This is a genomic window from Acinetobacter seifertii (assembly GCF_016064815.1).
Taxonomy (GTDB): domain Bacteria; phylum Pseudomonadota; class Gammaproteobacteria; order Pseudomonadales; family Moraxellaceae; genus Acinetobacter; species Acinetobacter seifertii.
Genome location: NZ_CP065820.1, coordinates 1,131,237 through 1,149,495, shown reverse-complemented (window position 1 = coordinate 1,149,495; position 18,259 = coordinate 1,131,237). Strand labels below are relative to the sequence as shown.

Annotated in this window: 17 protein-coding genes; 10 read left to right on the top strand and 7 right to left on the bottom strand. The window is 38.5% G+C overall.

Annotated features, from left to right (window positions below; all coding sequences use genetic code 11):
- Positions 1-48: 48 nt before the first annotated feature.
- Entirely contained in the window at positions 49-2,667 is a 2,619-nt protein-coding gene (locus I8T81_RS05430) for a Lon protease family protein (protein ID WP_039252848.1), read from the top strand.
- Positions 2,668-2,722: 55 nt separating this feature from the next.
- Here the strand turns inward: I8T81_RS05430 and I8T81_RS05425 are convergent, their stop codons facing one another.
- The 3 genes from I8T81_RS05425 to surE all read right to left on the bottom strand — a co-directional run bounded on the left by I8T81_RS05425 (position 2,723) and on the right by surE (position 5,466).
- Positions 2,723-3,652, bottom strand: coding sequence for a LysR family transcriptional regulator (locus tag I8T81_RS05425; RefSeq protein WP_004700160.1), 930 nt, complete (start codon positions 3,650-3,652; stop codon positions 2,723-2,725).
- A 101-nt stretch (positions 3,653-3,753) separates the two neighbouring features.
- Positions 3,754-4,584, bottom strand: a complete 831-nt coding sequence (locus I8T81_RS05420; RefSeq protein WP_004700158.1) for a peptidoglycan DD-metalloendopeptidase family protein — start codon at positions 4,582-4,584, stop codon at positions 3,754-3,756.
- Positions 4,585-4,695: 111 nt separating this feature from the next.
- The gene (gene surE / locus I8T81_RS05415; protein ID WP_198072284.1) at positions 4,696-5,466 is read right to left on the bottom strand and encodes a 5'/3'-nucleotidase SurE; all 771 of its coding nucleotides are present in this window, start codon (positions 5,464-5,466) and stop codon (positions 4,696-4,698) included.
- 102 nt (positions 5,467-5,568) lie between these two features.
- Here surE and I8T81_RS05410 point away from each other — a divergent pair, with 102 nt between their 5' ends.
- From I8T81_RS05410 to I8T81_RS05370, 9 genes are all read left to right on the top strand, one after another.
- Positions 5,569-5,940 carry an MCR_0457 family protein gene (locus I8T81_RS05410; protein WP_004700154.1) on the top strand — a complete coding sequence of 124 codons (372 nt, stop codon included), beginning with the start codon at positions 5,569-5,571 and terminating at the stop codon, positions 5,938-5,940.
- Between the two features lie 147 nt (positions 5,941-6,087).
- Positions 6,088-6,498, top strand: a complete 411-nt coding sequence (locus tag I8T81_RS05405; RefSeq protein ID WP_198072283.1) for an MCR_0457 family protein — start codon at positions 6,088-6,090, stop codon at positions 6,496-6,498.
- A gap of 126 nt (positions 6,499-6,624) precedes the next feature.
- Positions 6,625-7,773, top strand: a complete 1,149-nt coding sequence (gene dacC / locus I8T81_RS05400) for a D-alanyl-D-alanine carboxypeptidase PBP5/6 (protein ID WP_004700150.1) — start codon at positions 6,625-6,627, stop codon at positions 7,771-7,773.
- Between the two features lie 89 nt (positions 7,774-7,862).
- Positions 7,863-8,408, top strand: a complete 546-nt coding sequence (locus I8T81_RS05395; RefSeq protein WP_198072282.1) for a gamma carbonic anhydrase family protein — start codon at positions 7,863-7,865, stop codon at positions 8,406-8,408.
- Positions 8,409-8,528: 120 nt separating this feature from the next.
- Positions 8,529-9,017 carry an NUDIX hydrolase gene (locus tag I8T81_RS05390; RefSeq protein ID WP_004700146.1) on the top strand — a complete coding sequence of 163 codons (489 nt, stop codon included), beginning with the start codon at positions 8,529-8,531 and terminating at the stop codon, positions 9,015-9,017.
- A gap of 4 nt (positions 9,018-9,021) precedes the next feature.
- Complete coding sequence (gene mnmA, locus I8T81_RS05385) at positions 9,022-10,155, top strand: tRNA 2-thiouridine(34) synthase MnmA (RefSeq protein ID WP_004700144.1); 1,134 nt, start codon at positions 9,022-9,024, stop codon at positions 10,153-10,155.
- A 13-nt stretch (positions 10,156-10,168) separates the two neighbouring features.
- The gene (gene hflD, locus I8T81_RS05380) at positions 10,169-10,903 is read left to right on the top strand and encodes a high frequency lysogenization protein HflD (protein WP_004700142.1); all 735 of its coding nucleotides are present in this window, start codon (positions 10,169-10,171) and stop codon (positions 10,901-10,903) included.
- Positions 10,904-10,957: 54 nt separating this feature from the next.
- Entirely contained in the window at positions 10,958-12,346 is a 1,389-nt protein-coding gene (gene purB / locus I8T81_RS05375; RefSeq protein ID WP_191001308.1) for an adenylosuccinate lyase, read from the top strand.
- 80 nt (positions 12,347-12,426) lie between these two features.
- Positions 12,427-13,062, top strand: a complete 636-nt coding sequence (locus tag I8T81_RS05370; RefSeq protein WP_077163096.1) for a DUF2238 domain-containing protein — start codon at positions 12,427-12,429, stop codon at positions 13,060-13,062.
- A gap of 52 nt (positions 13,063-13,114) precedes the next feature.
- Here the strand turns inward: I8T81_RS05370 and blp2 are convergent, their stop codons facing one another.
- The 4 genes from blp2 to pstB all read right to left on the bottom strand — a co-directional run bounded on the left by blp2 (position 13,115) and on the right by pstB (position 18,255).
- The gene (gene blp2, locus I8T81_RS05365) at positions 13,115-15,298 is read right to left on the bottom strand and encodes an Ig-like repeat protein Blp2 (protein ID WP_198072281.1); all 2,184 of its coding nucleotides are present in this window, start codon (positions 15,296-15,298) and stop codon (positions 13,115-13,117) included.
- Between the two features lie 194 nt (positions 15,299-15,492).
- The gene (locus I8T81_RS05360; RefSeq protein WP_198072280.1) at positions 15,493-16,110 is read right to left on the bottom strand and encodes a cytochrome b/b6 domain-containing protein; all 618 of its coding nucleotides are present in this window, start codon (positions 16,108-16,110) and stop codon (positions 15,493-15,495) included.
- 133 nt (positions 16,111-16,243) lie between these two features.
- Entirely contained in the window at positions 16,244-17,206 is a 963-nt protein-coding gene (sohB, locus tag I8T81_RS05355; RefSeq protein WP_019457719.1) for a protease SohB, read from the bottom strand.
- Between the two features lie 146 nt (positions 17,207-17,352).
- A complete protein-coding gene (gene pstB, locus I8T81_RS05350; protein ID WP_004700130.1) occupies positions 17,353-18,255 on the bottom strand; it encodes a phosphate ABC transporter ATP-binding protein PstB in 903 nt (300 codons plus the stop codon).
- Positions 18,256-18,259 lie beyond the last annotated feature (4 nt).

Below are 18,259 nucleotides of genomic sequence, written 5' to 3'. Positions count from 1 at the left end.
GTATACCTTTAACCCTCAACCTTCGTTTTCTTTTGCTGGATACCAACAGTGACACAAAAACTTGATCAAGTGACAACTTCAACTTTATCACTCGCTAAAACAAACACCACAAACGTCACAATAAATGCATTTCCTTCAGCTCTTGAGCAACCTGATATAAAAATGACTTTAGATAAAACAGCCTTAAAACCGGAACAACTTACCCATATTCCAGATTTTGAAAATATTCCAGCTTCAACAAAACGTATCAAACCACTCAATAATTTTTTAGGTCAAGACCGCGCTAAAGCGTCGGTAGAAGCGGGTATTTCTTTACCCTACTCAGGTTATAACATTTTTGCAGTAGGAACGGCAGGTTTAGGCAAACGCACCATGATTAAGCGTTTACTACAGCAACATGCCAAAACAATGCCAACCCCTGACGACTGGGTATATGTCTATAATTTTAAACACGCGCGTCAACCAATTGCCTTACGGTTCCCTGCTGGTCAAGGCACCAAGTTCCAACAGGCTCTTCATCAAGCTTGGCAAATTATTTTAAAACAGCTTGAACGCCGTTTTAGTGCCGAAACTTATCATAACCGTATTGAACGGATCCGTGAGGAAACCGGAGATGAACAACAACAAGCGCTGGTTGAGTTAACCAAAGAAGGCGAAGAGCTCGACTTAAAATTGATTTCTCGAAATGAGAAACATGGTTTTGTACCTGTACAAGTAAAAGACGATCAGGTGCAAGAGCTCACTCAAACAGAAATTGATGCTTTAAATACGAAACAACGCGCTGAAATCGCGGCTAATGTTCGCTACATGGATAAAAAACTTGAGCGTCTTGGTTTGCATTTAGGCGATTTAGAAGATGATGCGCGCGACAAAGTTTCTGTATTAAATCGAGATATTGCGACTCAAGTGGTTATGCCACGAATAGATTTAATTTTAAATAAATATGGCCAAGTGAAAGGCCTTGAAGATTATTTAAAGCAATATGCTCAAGATGTAATTGAGAATGTTGAACTCATTTTAGAGCAAGAAGAAGACGACTTTGCTCCTGCTATGTTCAATCGCGTACCAGCACGTTATCAAGCAAATGTGATTGTCTCAAATAAACCAAACAGCGGTGCTCCGGTTATTTTTGAAGATTTCCCAACGCACTACAACTTACTTGGTCACGTTGAGCAACTTACTCATAACGGCACAATTACCACAGATTTTACTCTCATTCGTCCTGGTGCTCTTCATCAAGCGAATGGTGGTTTTCTAATGCTTGAGGCAGAGCAATTACTTGAGCAACCTTATGCATGGCAAGGTTTAAAACGTGCCTTAAAATCAGGACAACTCAAGCTCTCTTCTCTTGAACACATGTTGACGTTAACGGGTTCTATCTCGATTGAGCCTGCTGCGGTTCCACTGGATATTAAAGTGGTACTTATGGCAGAGCCTGAAATTTATTATGAAATTTTAGAAGTAGAACCAGAGCTTGGCAGCGTATTTAAAATACGCGCAGATTTTACCGATACATTACAACGTAATGACGAAAATGAACAAGCTTACATGCAGCTCATTGCTGACTATGTTCAAGCCGACAAACTACTTCCATTTGACCGTAGTGCTTTAGCTGCTTTACTTACCGACTCAAGCCGTCAAGCAGAAGATCAAAGCTCGCTGTCGTTACATGCTTCAACTTTGGGTGACCTGATTCGTGAAGCACATCATCATGCGTTTAAAGCCAATGAAAAGCTTGTAACTGATCAGCACATTAACCTTGCGCTACAACATAGACAGTATCGCTTAGGCTATTTAAGAGAGCTTTACTGGCAGGATTTATCACGCGGAACTCAGCTAATCGAGACTTCTGGTCATCGTTTAGGTCAAATTAATGCCCTCTCCGTTATTCACTATGCAGATGTCGAGTTTGGTTTACCTTCACGTTTGACTGCATCAGTCTATCAAGGTGGCGGCGATATTCTTGATATTGAGCGTAGTGTAGAGCTTGGTGGTTCACTGCATGCTAAAGGCGTCTTACTTATGTCGAGCTTCTTAAAAGCTCACTTTGGTCGTGAACAGATTTTGCATTTCTCTGCTGCGCTTGCATTTGAACAAAGCTATGGCCAAGTAGATGGCGACAGCGCCACGGTTGCCGAACTTTCTGCGTTAATTTCTGCAATTAGCCAAATTCCAATTGATCAATCATGGGCGATTACAGGTTCTATGAACCAGTTAGGTCAAGTTCAACCCATTGGCGGTGTAAATGCAAAAATTGAAGGCTTCTATGATGCTTGTAAATTACAAGGTTTAACGGGTAAACAAGGTGTCATTATTCCACGTCAAAACATGCAGCATTTAATGCTACGCCAAGATGTAATTGATGCGGTACAAAGTGGTCAATTCCATATCCATGCGATTGATACCATTGATCAAGCACTTGAAATTTTAATGGCTCGCCCTGTTGGTACATTGGATAAGAAAGGTCGATACAGCAAACATTCAATTTACGCTGCCGTAATGGAACAGCTTGAATATTGGCAAGCGATTGAAGATGGCGAAGAAATTGAAGAGGAGCCAAAGAAGAAAAAGAAAAATAAGAAAAAAATTAAGAAGCACGAAGAGCTCACAGCAAATGATCTTCCACAGGAAACTCAGGAAGAAGTTGCGACTCTCAAGCAAAAATAATACTCATATAAAAAGGGCTTGTAATCACAAGCCCTTTTTATGCATCAATTGAAAGTTAGCGAACGATCTGCATCGCTCGTCCACCAGCCAACTGACTAAAATATTGTTTAAGTGCTTCAACACAGCGTTGAATTTTCATTGGCTGTTGATCGTGTTTGGCAATCTCTGCATACAAAGTAAAAGCCGGCAGTTTCCAATCTGGTAAGATTTCAATTAAAGAACCCGCTTTCAATTCTTTTTGAGCATCTAAATATAAAATTCTAGCAATACCATGTCCTTGCTGACATAAGGCTTTAGCAACTTGCAAATTATTGCTTTGCAAACGGCTTGCCATTTCAATATGCAATTTTTCACCAGTTTTGGCATGTTGAAAATGAAAACTGCGTGATTCATTCATTGCATTGATTGAAAGCAACTCATGGTTGTTTAAATCGTTTGGATGCAAAATCGGGCTCGATTGATTGAGATAGCTGGGAGAGGCTACCAAAATCTGATCTACAAAAGCCATAGGAACGACAGAACTACTCTCTTCTACTGGTGTAGAACTCATACGCACTGCAACATCAATTCGTTCTTCAATGAGGTCGATATAACGATGACCTACTTCAAAATGAACAGATAAACCGCGATGAGCTGACATCCAATGAGATAGAGCAGGAATGATGTGCTGAACCGCTAAGTCGGGTGTGCTTGCAATCCGCAAATCTCCAATCAAATCATCTCGCAATTCATTGATTCTGATTTTGCCTCTTTCTGCAGCTGCCAACATTTCTTGACAACTTGAAAAAAAAGCCTGTCCGGCCTCTGTCAAACTAAGTTTCCGAGTAGAACGGTGTAATAAAATTACATCCATTTCATGCTCAAGAGAACGTATTTGCTGACTTACAGCACTTGTTGTAATGCCTAATTCACGTGCCGCACCACTAAATGAACTTTTTTCAACCACACAAGCAAAAACACCCATCGCACGAAGCTGATCTAACATAGGTTTCCTCAAATCTAATTTTAAATTTATAAAAAATGCTTATTGTTGTAATGAAAGCAACCAATTACATTATACGAGGAAACCTATATTTATTGCATTAGCTAATTAGGTAAAAGATTTGCTGGGTTGATTGGTTTACCATCAAGGCGAATTTGGAACTCAAGCATAACTCTCGACGCACCTGAAGAACCCATTTCTGCAATCTTTTGACCTGCGGTTACATTGTCTCCACTCTTCACCATCATCTTGCTATTGTGGGCATACGCACTGATATAGCCATCAATATGTTTAATTAAAACTAAATTACCATATTCTTTTAAGCCATCGGCTGCGTATACGACTTGACCATCTGCTGCCGCATAAATTGGATCACCTTGATTACCACCATAACGAATTCCTTTGACATTATTCGCCAAATTAAACCCTTGAATCACTGGTCCGTTATTTGGTTTGATCCAACGTAAGCTTGAACTTGGAATAGCAGTTCCCACTGTTGTATTGGTGGTTGGTGCAACTGTTCGTGGCGGGGTTGTTGTTGGTGCCGTTGTTGTCGTAGTCGGTAATGCTATTGTTTGGCGCTTAATTGGTTCAGGTTGCGCCATGACTTGTGTCGACACGGTTCTTGGTGAAGAAGATTTCTTTAATCGTAATGATTGATTAACATAAATACGATACGGTGGAGCAATGCCATTCATTTCAGCAATACTGACATAGTCCAGACCGTAACGCATTGCAATACCACTTAAAGTATCGCCCGAACGAACTGTATAATAGTTAGGAGCCGTCGCATAGCGAGAACTATTATTAATTTGTGGTCTAGAAGCACATCCTGCCATTGCAACAGTAAAACCTACAGCTAAAGACAACATCATAATTTTCATTATTTTGTCTCTTTGAATATGCAATCTGCTTTGTTGCTCAGTTAAATGCATCGATCTCCCTCACTAAATGCTACAAATCATTTCGGCTAAGAGTACCAAAAAAGTAAGAGGAAACATGTTCCTCTTTTTCTTTATTCACAAAGTTATAACATTCGACCTAGATTATTCGCCCAAACTGGCCTGTAAATCCTCTAAAACCGCATAGTTTGTTGCATCCATCTGAATTGGAGTTACACTCACAAAACCATTTGCAACTGCAAAAAAATCAGATTGAATCTGGCTAGCAATACGCTGTGGGTCAGTAACAGCTTCACCTGCCAGACCAATCCAATAAACCTGTCTTCCTCTTGGGTCGACATGACTGGTGATTGGTTTAGATTGAGCACGGCGGCCTTGATAGGTAATTTGAGTCCCTTTAAGCTGTGGCACATCCGGAATATTAATATTAAAAATATGTCGCGGCGGTAGCGCAGGTAAACCTTTGGCAATAAAATCATGCATCCACTTGGCTGCTTGCGCATAATCATCTTTATGGTTGTATGAACGTACATCCGACCCGGCTAAAGAAACCGCAATTGCAGGTTGTTTCATTAAGCGACCTTCAAACGCAGCACCAACTGTTCCCGAGTACAGAACATCGTCACCTAGGTTTGCACCACTATTGATTCCACTCACGACCAAGTCAAATTCGAAATCGAATAGACCATTCATAGATAAATAAACGCAATCCGCTGGTGTTCCATTCACAGCCCACACATCTTCGGCAATTTGAATAGGACGTAAAGGACGATCAAGTGTTAATGCACTTGAAAAACCACTTCTCTCACTTTCTGGAGCAACCACGACAACACGGCCTAATGGTTTTAACGCTTCAGCTAAAGCTTGTATACCTGGTGCAAAGACACCGTCATCATTCGCAATTAAAATATTCACTAAAAATCTTTCTCGACAAATAAACCCGAAGGTTTTCTCAATTGAATTATTTGTTGAATTATATATATTTATGCCTCCATAGCATTATAAAATTGTGAAAAAATGAAAACTTTCGCTCCTTTTTTTCAAGTATTGGGGATCAGTATCACATTGTGTACACAGACGGTTTTTGCTGATGAGGGTATCTCGACACAAGAAGCTGATAGCTTAATTAAAGATGACATTGCATCTACTCAAGTTTTACAAGAAATTTGCCCGACTTTTGTTGGTGCAAATAAAAATCTTGAAACCAATACTAAAAAGATTATTGCAATGTATCTTGGCGGTTATTCCAATAAATCAATCACCTTCTCTGCACTGCAAAATGATTCAGAATATAAAACCCTGCTAAATGAAGCTCGTCAGGCGGCAAAAGAAATGGACCATCATGAACAACATGAGCTTTGTGAAGAAGTGGTAAACTACAAAGACTAAGCCTATTTCACTCGATATGCTTTTCTTTAAAAGGTTTTCTGTTGATGTAAAGCAGAAAACCTACATAACAATACATTTTTTCCATTTTTTTAGCTCTTAAATTGTTTAAGCTATCGGCATATTTCAAATTTTTGTTTCAGGTTATACATGTTTATGAAAAAAAGCTTAGTTCAATCTCTTTCTGTTGTTTTACTTATGACAATGACAACAGTGGGTTATGCTGCTGACAAGAAAAAACCAACTGAAAATGAAAATGTTGTTGAAGTTACCCCAAATAAAGGCACTACACCGGAAGAGTTAGCAGCAATTCAGGTACTTTCTGAAATTTGCCCAAGTTTGATTGGCAAAAAAGATGCAGAATTTGCTCAAGGTTATGAACGTCTTGTAAAAGACTATTTGCCAAATGAAGCAGATCCAGTTGCAGCTTTAGAAAAACGTACAAAAGACAAAAGTTTCAAGAAAGTCTTAAAAGAAGCGCGTAATGATGCAAAAGCTGCTGGTAACGAGCAAAATACGTTAGTTTGTCAAGACGTAAAAGCTTATCAATCGCAAAACTAAATTAGTTAAAAACTCTCTAGTTACAATACTGTTCGAAAAAGCCGACTTCCCCCATAGAAGTCGGCTTTGCTTTGTCCTAAAATGCTAGGTTCTTCTGCTTCATACAAGATATTGGAATTACCTAGAATGACTCGAAAAAGCGCTATTGCTGCACTCCTCCTCTTACCAAGTTTTTCTTATGCAGCAACTGTCTTATCAGCTCCGCCAGAATTAAATAATAAGTCTTATGTATTAATGGATTACGAGACAGGACAAATTCTTGCTTCTAAAAATGAAAATGAAAAGCTTGCTCCTGCTTCTATGACTAAAATGATGACAAGCTACATCATTGAACAAAAACTATTAAAAGGTGAACTTACCGAGAATGAAAAGGTTCGTATGAACGAATCTGCTTGGTGTAAAGGCAGTAGTTCCGAATCATGTATGTATGTTCCATTAAATGGTACAGCAACTGTTTTAGAGATGCTTCGAGGTATTATCATCCAGTCTGGTAATGACGCATCAAAAGCAATGGCTGAACATATTGCTGGAAATGAAGGTACTTTTGCTCACCTGATGAATCAGGAAGCAAAACGTATTGGTATGACGAATACTCAATTTATGAACTCTACGGGTTTACCTGCAGAAGGTCATTATTCAACTGCAAAAGATATGGCAGTTTTAGCTCAACATATTATTAAAGATAGCTCAAGATACTATCCAATTTACTCTGAGAAAGAGTTTACATTTAACGGTATCAAACAAGGTAACCGTAATGCTTTACTTTACACAGACCCAAGTGTTGATGGCCTAAAAACAGGTCATACCGATGAAGCTGGTTACTGCTTAACAACTTCGAGTAAGCGCGGTCCAATGCGTTTAATCTCAGTTATCTTTGGTACCAATAGCGTTAATGAACGTGCAAACCAAACACGTGCATTGTTGTCTTGGGGTTTTGCAAACTTTGAAACTGCAAATGTTCAACCTGCAAATCAAGTTCTTGCGAAAGCTAAAGTATGGTTTGGTAAAGAAAATGAAGTTCAAATTGGTTTAGCAGAGAACTTTAACGTTACTATGCCTAAAGGCAAAGCAGGCGGTATAAAAACTCAATTGGTTGTTCAACCAAATTTAAATGCGCCTCTTCAAAAAGGCCAAGTGGTTGGTAAACTTGTTGCAAGTTTAGATGGTAAGGTCATTGCTGAAAAACCTTTAGTTGCATTAAAACCTGTTGAAGAAGCAGGCTTCTTTGCACGTATGATCGACCATATTAAACAATTCTTTAGCAACTTATTCTAATTTTAGAGTAGTTGGATTAAGCACTCATGCTATTAGCTTGAGTGCTTTTTTATTTTATAATTTGATTAAATTTTATTTTGATACTTCTTATGACAAAAAACATCCGTCCCTATTTAGATCATCATCCACAAATTGATCCAAGCTGTTACATTGATGATATGTCAGTGGTTGTTGGTGATGTTAAATTGGCCGAAAATGTTTCAGTTTGGCCTTTTGCAGTCATTCGCGGAGATGTAAATAGCATTCAAATTGGTAAAAACAGTAATGTACAAGATCATTGTATGTTACATGTCAGCCATAAAAATGATGCAAAACCCAATGGTTCCCCGCTTATTATTGGTGAAGATGTGACGGTGGGTCATCATGTGACTTTACATGGCTGTACCATTGGTAACCGCGTACTAGTTGGTATCAATACCGTTATTTTAGATGATGTTGTTATTGAAGATGACGTGATGATTGGTGCAGGCAGTTTAGTTCCACCTCGTAAAGTCTTAAAAAGTGGTTATTTATATGTTGGAAGCCCTGTACAGCAATTACGTCCTCTAACTGAAAAAGAATTGGCATTTTTACCTTATTCAGCAAGACATTATGTAAAAGTGCAAAACAACCATAAAGATACCCAAACAAATTAAAATGTACTGAGTTTTTTCAAACGATAGCGTTTTTACAATCCTCTATCGTTTGTAAGATCACCGTAGCCAAAAACCCCTAAATTTCGTATCATACGACTTTTAAATTCATGGTGCTTTTTTATGGCCGCATGGACTCCTCATGTCACTGTCGCTACAGTTGTAGAAAAAGATGGACGCTATCTTTTTGTTGAAGAACATAGCGAAGGTTTTGTACACACAGTGTTTAATCAACCTGCTGGTCATGTGGAATGTGGTGAAACGCTAATAGAAGCTGCCATTCGTGAGACTCTTGAAGAAACGGGTCATCATGTTGAGATAGATGCTTTACTTGGCATTTATACATATACCCCACCCATGTTTCCGGATCGGACTTACTATCGCTTCTGCTTTTTAGCGCACGTCACTCATGTCGAAAGCGACCCTAAACTTGATACAGGTATTGTTTCTGCTGTCTGGATGACTCTAGATGAGCTTCAAGAATCTGCCCGTGCTCGTAGCCCCTTGGTGATTAAAGCCCTTGAAGATGCTATAAAAGGCCACCATTATCCTTTAGCTCTTATTTATGAGCACCCTTTCTCTCCCTCATTAACTTCACATTTGGATGCCTAGTCCTATGCAACAACGTGTCATCGTCGGTATGTCTGGTGGCGTAGATTCATCTGTTTCTGCGGCGCTTTTACTTCAACAGGGTTATCAAGTTGAAGGTCTTTTCATGAAAAACTGGGAGGAAGATGACGGCACGGAATACTGTACAGCAATGGAAGATTTAGCCGATGCTCAAGCAGTAGCTGACAAAATAGGTATTAAACTCCATACCGCAAACTTTGCTATGGAATATTGGGATCGCGTGTTTGAACTTTTCTTAGCTGAATATGCCGCGGGCCGCACCCCAAACCCAGATATCTTATGTAATAAAGAAATTAAGTTCCGTGCATTTTTAGACCATGCCATGACTTTAGGGGCAGATTTTATTGCAACAGGTCATTATGCTCGTCGTGCTGAAACTGCTTATAACTCTAAAGGTGAAGCATATGCACCTTTATTACGTGGTTTAGATAACAACAAAGACCAAACTTATTTCTTGCATGCAGTGCATGGCCGTGAAATTAATAAAACCCTATTCCCCGTTGGTGAAATTGAAAAGCCAGAAGTGCGTAGAATTGCCGAAGAACTGGACTTAGCAACGGCGAAGAAAAAAGATTCAACTGGTATATGCTTTATCGGCGAACGCCGCTTTAATGACTTCCTTAAACAATATTTACCCGCTCAACCAGGTAAAATCGTGCTGGATAACGGTAAAGAAGTTGGTGAACATCACGGTCTGATGTACTATACGCTCGGTCAGCGTGGCGGTATTGGTCTTGGTGGACTAAAAGGTGCAGCAGAAGGTGCATGGTTTGTACTTCATAAAGACCTTGCCAACAACCGTTTAGTTGTAGGTCAAGGACATGAACACCCACTTATGCAAAGTACACAGCTTTGGAGTGAGTCAATTGACTGGGTAGCTGGAGAACAACATATTCCGACTGAAGGACTACGTTGTACTGCCAAAACACGCTATCGCCAACCTGATCAGGCTTGCACAGTGTTTATTGATGAAAATAGTGAACACGGTATTCGTGTTGAGTTTGATGAACCTCAACGCGCAGTCACACCTGGCCAAAGTGTTGTATTTTATTCGGATGAAGTTTGCTTAGGCGGGGGTGTGATTCACCATACAAATGCCCCTACACCAGATTTTATTTAAGGGAATGGATGGCATGGTGGAGTTACCCTTTCAACAATCACAAGCCTTGAATGTTCGCCAAAACCGTGCCCTTGCTTTGGCTGGGGTATTCCAAGCGACCCAGCTTACGCATATGACTGCCATGACTGGGCAACAAAGTATTGGTGAAAGTGGTAACTTCTATTTTGAGTTATTAATAAAGGCGAGTTTAAATATTCGCCCTACAATAAATAATAATAATGTTCAGACTTTAGATTTTTTTAATCAACTGGCTGATATTTCATTAGGTCTTAAGACACTCGAAAATTGTATTACTCAGCCTTTTACCAATGCGCCTAAATCTCGTTTGCCTAAAATGCGTAGTGCAAAACTTCCCATGTCCTATGCAATGTCGCTTTTGCAATTAGAAAAAAAGGTCTATAGCAATCCTGAATATGTAGCGATTATTGAAAAAGCACAGCAGAAAATTTTAAAACAGCTTTCTTTTTTCGATAATAACTATTTACACCCAAGTATTTTAGCCAATTTAGCGCAAACCTATGTAGATACCGCTGGGCAAATTAATCCACGTATTCTTGTTCGTGGTAATGCTGAGGCATTTAAAGATACCAACCATACCAACCGTATTCGTGCTTGTCTGTTTACAGGGCTTCAAATGGCTCATTTATGGCGACAACTCGGCGGTAGCTCATGGAACATGATTTTTAGCAAACGTAAATTGCTACAGGATATTCAAGCACTTGCTCGTTTACAGTACCAAGTTATCTAACGCTGTAACGAGATTATTTTTGTTTTATGTTTATTCCAGCATTAAGGAATCGTTATGAACGCTTTAACCGCACTATCACCATTAGATGGACGTTATGCCAGCAAATGTGATGCGCTACGCCCTTTTCTTTCTGAGTTTGGTTTAATTCATGCTCGTGTCACTGTAGAAGTGCGTTGGTTACAAGCGCTTTCTAACCGTCCAGAAATTATTGAAGTTGCTCCTTTCTCAGCTGAAACAAATGCGGCTTTAGATGCAATCGTAAGCAACTTCTCTGAAGAAGATGCGAATCGCATTAAAGAAATTGAGCGTACAACTAACCATGACGTAAAAGCAGTTGAATATTTCTTGAAAGAGAAAATTGCTGGTATTTCTGAATTACAAAATGCTGGTGAGTTTATTCACTTCGCTTGTACATCAGAAGACATCAACAACTTGTCTCATGCGCTTATGCTTAAAAACGGTCGTGAAGTTTTAGTATCAAGCATGAAGCAAATTTTAAATGCAATTTCTGCTTTAGCAACAACTCATGCTGAACAACCTATGTTGTCTCGTACACATGGTCAAACTGCTAGCCCAACAACTTTGGGTAAAGAAATGGCAAACGTTGCATATCGTTTAGCTCGTCAAATCAAACAGTTTGAAAATGTTGAGTTACTAGGCAAAATCAATGGTGCGGTAGGTAACTACAATGCTCACCTTTCTGCTTACCCAGATGTTGACTGGGCTGCTCACGCACAAGCTTTTGTTGAATCTTTGGGTTTAACATTTAACCCATACACAACTCAAATCGAGCCACACGACTACATGGCTGAGTTGTTTGATGCATTACGTCGTTACAATACAATTTTGATCGACTTTAACCGCGACGTATGGGGTTATATCTCTTTAGGTTACTTCAAGCAAAAACTTAAAGAAGGCGAAGTTGGTTCTTCAACTATGCCACACAAAGTTAACCCAATTGACTTTGAAAACTCTGAAGGTAACTTAGGCATTGCAAATGCAGTGTTGGCTCACTTAGGCGAAAAATTACCAATTTCTCGCTGGCAGCGTGACTTAACTGACTCAACTGTACTTCGTAACATGGGTGTTGGTTTTGCTCAAAGCTTAATTGCTTTTGATGCTTGCTTAAAAGGTGTTGGTAAACTTGAGCTTAACGCAAATCGTTTAAATGAAGATCTTGACCAAGCTCAAGAAGTTCTTGCAGAGCCAATTCAAACAGTTATGCGTCGTTACAACATTGAAAAACCATATGAGAAGTTAAAAGCTTTAACTCGTGGTCAAGCAATGACTCGCGACATGATGGTTGATTTCGTAAATGGTAACGAACTTGCTCAAGTACCAAGCGAAGAGCGTGCTCGTTTAGCTGAGCTTACTCCTGCAACTTATACGGGTAACGCAGCTGAACAAGCAAAACAAATTAATGAATTAATTAGTAAAATCTAATTAAAAAGTTAATCAAAAGCGAAGCCTAGGCTTCGCTTTTTTATTACACTTATACTCATCAAAATAAAGTTTTCCATAAAATGATCGAAAAAAATTTTCAACTTAAACACTATATTGCAATCAGCCTGCTTTTGATTGCCATTATTGTTTCAGGTATCAACCCTCTGGAGTTTGAAGCTTACTTACTTCATCAATCCGGCACTGTTTTAATGCTGATTTTACTTTTTATTATTTTCAAAAAAATTGGTCTCGATTTTTTAAGTTTTTGTTTTTATTTACTGTTTCTTTTAATACACGTAATTGGTGCTCATTATCTATATTCATACGTTCCGTATAACGACTGGATTCAGCACATCTTTCATTTTAATTTAGATGAATACATGGGTTGGTCTCGCAATATGTATGATCGACTTGTGCACTTTTCATATGGTGCTTTGCTCTACCCTCTTATTTATCGCGTTTTTCAAGTTTGGTTGCCGACTGCACGTCCGTTTTCCCTATTTTTACTTGTAGTTCAATTCGTGATGGCATCGAGTGTTTTTTATGAACTGATCGAATGGCTCATTGCTATTGGCTTATCACCTGAACAAGCTGAAAATTATAATGGGCAACAAGGCGATATGTGGGATGCTCATAAAGACATGTTACTCGCCACAATTGGATCAATTGTTTATGGAGTTATTACTCTTATAACAACACCGAAAATCAAAAATTAGCCATAAATAAAAAAGCGCTCATTGAGCGCTTTTTTATTTTACATAGAGTCTTTTAAACAACTGGATAAGTCTGTTCTAAAATATTTTGCAAAGGTGAAGAAGTCGTATTTGGTAAAATTTGATCAAGATTTGTTGTCTGGTCAACTGAAGTATTTACATCAGTTTGTTCAGGTGCTTGTGTAGGCTTTAATGCTGTCGATGCTAAAAGCTTTGCCACTGGATCTGAGCCACTCGCAGAAGAACTTTTCAATAAATCATCTATAGAAACAGTTTTCTGCTGGGTATTGGTCTCAGGTGTTGTATTTTGTGCGACTTTTAAAGTACTCAGTCCAACACTATCTGCCAAAGCTGGTTCATGTGTACCTAACGTATTTACTGAGGCATCAGCTAAACTTGCAGCTTTCGGTGCAACTACATAAAAGATAAATGGAGAGCTTGCTTCACTCGTAAGCCCTGCCGCATCAGTTTGAGTCAAAGTAATGCTATGCTTACCCAAAGCTAAGTCTTTATCAAATGTAAATGTCCATGATTTACCAGTTGATACTGTCACTACTCCAATTGCAATACCATTATCATAAATCGTAAGCGTCGCATTTGCCTCACCTGAACCTGTAAGTTTTGGTCTAGCATCATCCGTTTCTGAGCCAGATCCAATAGTGCCTTTTACATCACCGACATCATCTTCTGCGCTATTTAATATAGGTTTTGTTGGAGGAATAGTATCTTTCGTACCCACAATATCGAAGCTTTCAGATCGGTTTCCAGCGTTATCGATGGCTGAAACAGAACCATGATTGTTATCAGTTAATGCTGGTGAAATGCTAATAGTAAATTTTCCATTTGCATCTGCTGTTCCACTACCAATAACCTTACCTGTCACATCTTTTATTTCAATTTTGGCATTTGCTTCGGCTGTACCAGTTACCGAATTACCATCTGCATTAATTTGAGCAGTTGGTTTATCAGGAGCAATCGAATCAAAACCTGGTTTAATTTCGATAGGCTTGGACGTATTACCAGCTGCATCTTCAACAACTACTGTACCTTTTTGAGACTCTTTTAAAGCAGGCGACAGCGTAATTTGAAACTCACCTTGGACATCCGCCATGCCAGTTCCAATGACTTTGCCATCTGCATCTTTAATTTGAACTTTTGCATTTGCTTCAGTTTTACCATGTATTACCGACCCTTCTTTGTTAACTTCAACAAAAGGTGAAGCTGGTGGTACAGTGTCTTTACCCGCAATAATTTTAACTTCTTCAGATTTATTACCAGCAGCATCTTCGGCAACTACTTTGCCTCCGGCTTCACTAGTTAATGGTGGAGTAATTTTTAAAGAATAAATACCATCTTTATTTGCAAATACAGTTCCTAATACTTTACCAGTGGCATCATAAACTGTGATTTTTGCATTTGCTTCAGCCTTACCAGTTACCAATGATCCATCATCGTTCAATTGAGCCTGTGGAGCATCTGGGGCAATTGTATCTTTTGTTCCTGTTACAACAGTCGCTTTTGAATTATTTCCAGCTCCATCCTGAGCAATAACATTTAATTTATCACCATTCACAAGTGGCTTATCTAATTTAATCGTGTAGTTACCACTTGCATCTGCAACACCTGATGCAACGGTATTGCCTGCGGCATCTTTAAGATAGATTTTTGCATTCGCTTCAGTTTTACCAGTCACTGTCACATTATCATCAGCAAGCGTAGCTGTAGGAGCAGCAGGTGCGATTAAATCAGGCGCACTTGATGAATCCTCCTTATCATCTTTCTTAAAAGCCCAAAGATATAGTCCTTCCGCAGCTAAAACTGCTAGACCTGCTTTAAGTACGCTTCCCATTGAAAAACTTGGATCACTATCAACCGCGATGTTTGCAGAGGCTGGACTAGTACTGCCGTAACCTAAATCTGTAACGTGATTTAAGCCTTTATAGTCGATTACTTTACCTTGGGCATCGAATTGTGCTTCAACAAATTTTCCATGTTCAGTCGGAAAAACAAGGGAATGCTCTGTTGTATTTGTTGCTTCATTAAAGAAATTTTCCAAGACAATTGTCTCACCATTCTTTAAGTGGATGACTAGGCGTCCACCCTGTTTTTCCATCGATGCAATATCTTTTTGACTGATACCAATTTGAATGATCGTAGGTTGATTCAAAATTACTTTATTGAGCTGACCATCTTGCAGAACGTCCAAACCCTTTTTGGATGCTACAATTATTCTTGTCATTATTTCCTATCCTGAATCTCAGTTATATTTTTAAATGTTTAACTTTTTAAATGAGTCATCTAAAAGCTATTTTATTGTTGCCTAAAATATCAAAATCACTTACCCATCACAATTCAATAAGTATATTTATCAATAATATTTTTTTACTTTCTATTCAAAATACAACTAAACAGGACAGACATAAAACGTATATATTACATTCCTAAGTAAAAGTAGCTAAATGCACCTATAAGGACTAAAACAAATAAAGTCATATAATTCGTTATTTTCTTATCAGCAAGTGTCATCTTAAGCATAGTCCAACCCTGAAAGTGTTTCGCAAGTATGCTATTTAAAACAAGTGTCGAAAGATGCACGATAACTAAGGCTAAAAATAAGTTTGCGAAAAATGAATGTAAGTCTCTCAAAGAATAAGTAAAGTGCTCTGTTCCGTATCCAAGTGCTACAACAACAGGAATGAGTATGAAAATAAATACAATCGAAGCTTGAAATAGTCCAATGCTGAACAGTTGAATTGAATTTTTCGAAAAAATACTTGCTGAATTTGCATGACTAAATGATTTTTTAATTGCATTGAATGCCATACTGCTGCGCTTTTTTATGCCAAATGGTGCGCTATTTGAAACACGCGGACTTAAAAAATGCCAAATAACTCGTATGGTAATACTGATGAGAAGTATATAACCAAACATCATATGCACTTGATGTAGGTCTTCATTATCGCCTGTAAAGTAAGCTCCAGTAAAAGCAATCATAATAATGATGTGTAAAATTCTTATGAGAATATCAATATGCGACAAAGTCTTTGACATCACAAAACTCAAAACTTAGGAATTAACTCCTACTTTGGCAATTGAAACTTAAACAAATATTAAGCAGATTCTTTTAATCATCGATATAAAAAGAGCACCCATTAAGGTGCTCTTTCTTTTATAAATATCTTAATTAAAATTTTGTATCACGCATTTGAACTAGCGTTGAATTCGCTTTTGCCAAAGTGTCTGCAACTTTATTCATTACCGCCGGAATCAGGCTATCCGCCATTTGAGCAGCTTGTAAACCCAACTTTTCACCCAAAGTTGCCTTTTTACGTGTGTTGATCACATAGACATCATGCTGAGGTAATAAAGCTAATAAATACTCATCAGATGTTTCTAGTTTATCTACAAGGTTTAAATCAAGCGCATCTTGTCCATACCAATGCTCGCCTGTAGCAACTTTATCTACATTCAGCTGTGGACGATATTTCTCTACAAAGTGCTTAAATAAGACATGCGTTTGTTGTAGCTCTTCTTCAAACTTAGCTTTCCCTTCAGGCGTATTTTCACCAAACATGGTCACAGTACGCTTATATTGCCCTGCTGTATAAAGTTCGAAGTCAACGTTATGCTGTTTTAAAAGACGATTGAAATTTGGAACCTGAGCAACTACACCAATAGAGCCAACAACAGCAAATGGTGCAGAAATAATTTCATTGGCAATACAAGCCATCATATAGCCGCCACTTGCAGCAACCTTGTCGACACAAATTGTTAAATGAAAACCTGCGTCACGCAAACGAACCAACTGAGCTGCTGCCAGTCCATAACCATGAACCATACCACCAGGACTTTCAAGGCGTACCACAACACGGTCGCGTCCGGCTTTAGCCGTTGCTAAAATAAGTGTGATTTCTTCACGAAGATTTTCAACCGCAGATGCCTGAATATCACCTTTAAAATCTAAAACAAAAATTTTCTGATTGTTCTTACGGCGGATTTTAGCTTCTTTCGCAAGTTGTTGAGCTAATTGTAAAAGCTCTAAACGACTTGCTGTAGTTTGTGCAATTTTTTTTCTCTGTTCATTTACACGTGCATTTAAATGGCTGACACGTATTTCCGCAGGGAGTTTAGGCAAATGGAATAACATAAAATTCTATGCTCATAAGTTTGTCTTTATAGCCTTAAGATGTGGTTCTTTTGATTAAAATTCAATAGCGATTTTGCAAAATAGATTCATTTTCATTTATTAAATAAAAAAAGAGCACAAGGCTCTTTTTCTTTCACAGCTATAAATTAACCGAAACGTCCAGTAATGTACGCTTCTGTCAATTGATGGTCAGGTTGCGTGAATACTTTTTCTGTAGAGTTTACTTCGATCAGATCACCTAAATGGAAGTAAGCTGTACGGTCTGAAACACGTGCTGCTTGTTGCATTGAGTGCGTTACAATCACAATCGTATATTGATCAGAAAGTTCTGAAATAAGCTCTTCCACTTTTGCTGTTGCAATTGGATCAAGTGCAGAACATGGTTCATCCATCAGAATAACTTCAGGACTTACTGCAATCGTACGTGCAATACATAAACGTTGCTGCTGACCACCAGATAAACCTGTACCCGGCTGATTCAAACGGTCTTTCACTTCTTCCCATAAGCCCGCTTTACGCAAGCTATTTTCAACGATTTCTTCTAGGTCGTATTTATCACGTGCTAGACCGTGTAGCTTTGGTCCATATGCAACGTTATCAAAAATAGATTTAGGAAATGGGTTTGGCTTTTGGAATACCATGCCCACCTGAGCACGTAGCAATACAACGTCCAGATTTGGATCATAGATATTTTTGTTATCTAAAGTGATCTTACCTGTTACACGGCAACCATCAATCGTGTCATTCATACGGTTTAGAGTGCGTAGGAAAGTCGATTTACCACAACCTGATGGTCCAATGAATGCAATCACTTCATTTTGATAGATATCTAAATCAATGCCTTTAATTGCTTCAAAGTCGCCATAGTAAACATGGGCATCTTGTGCACTAATTTTGATTTCAGTTGAGTTCTGCTTTTTTGAAGTTTGTGGTTCAAAATGCGAAACATATGAAGTGCCATGGTTCAGCGGCTTATCTGTAAATTGAGACTGTTCAGTATTCACTAACTTATCCTTTTCTAAGGAATTCGTAATATCAATAGTATTCATTATT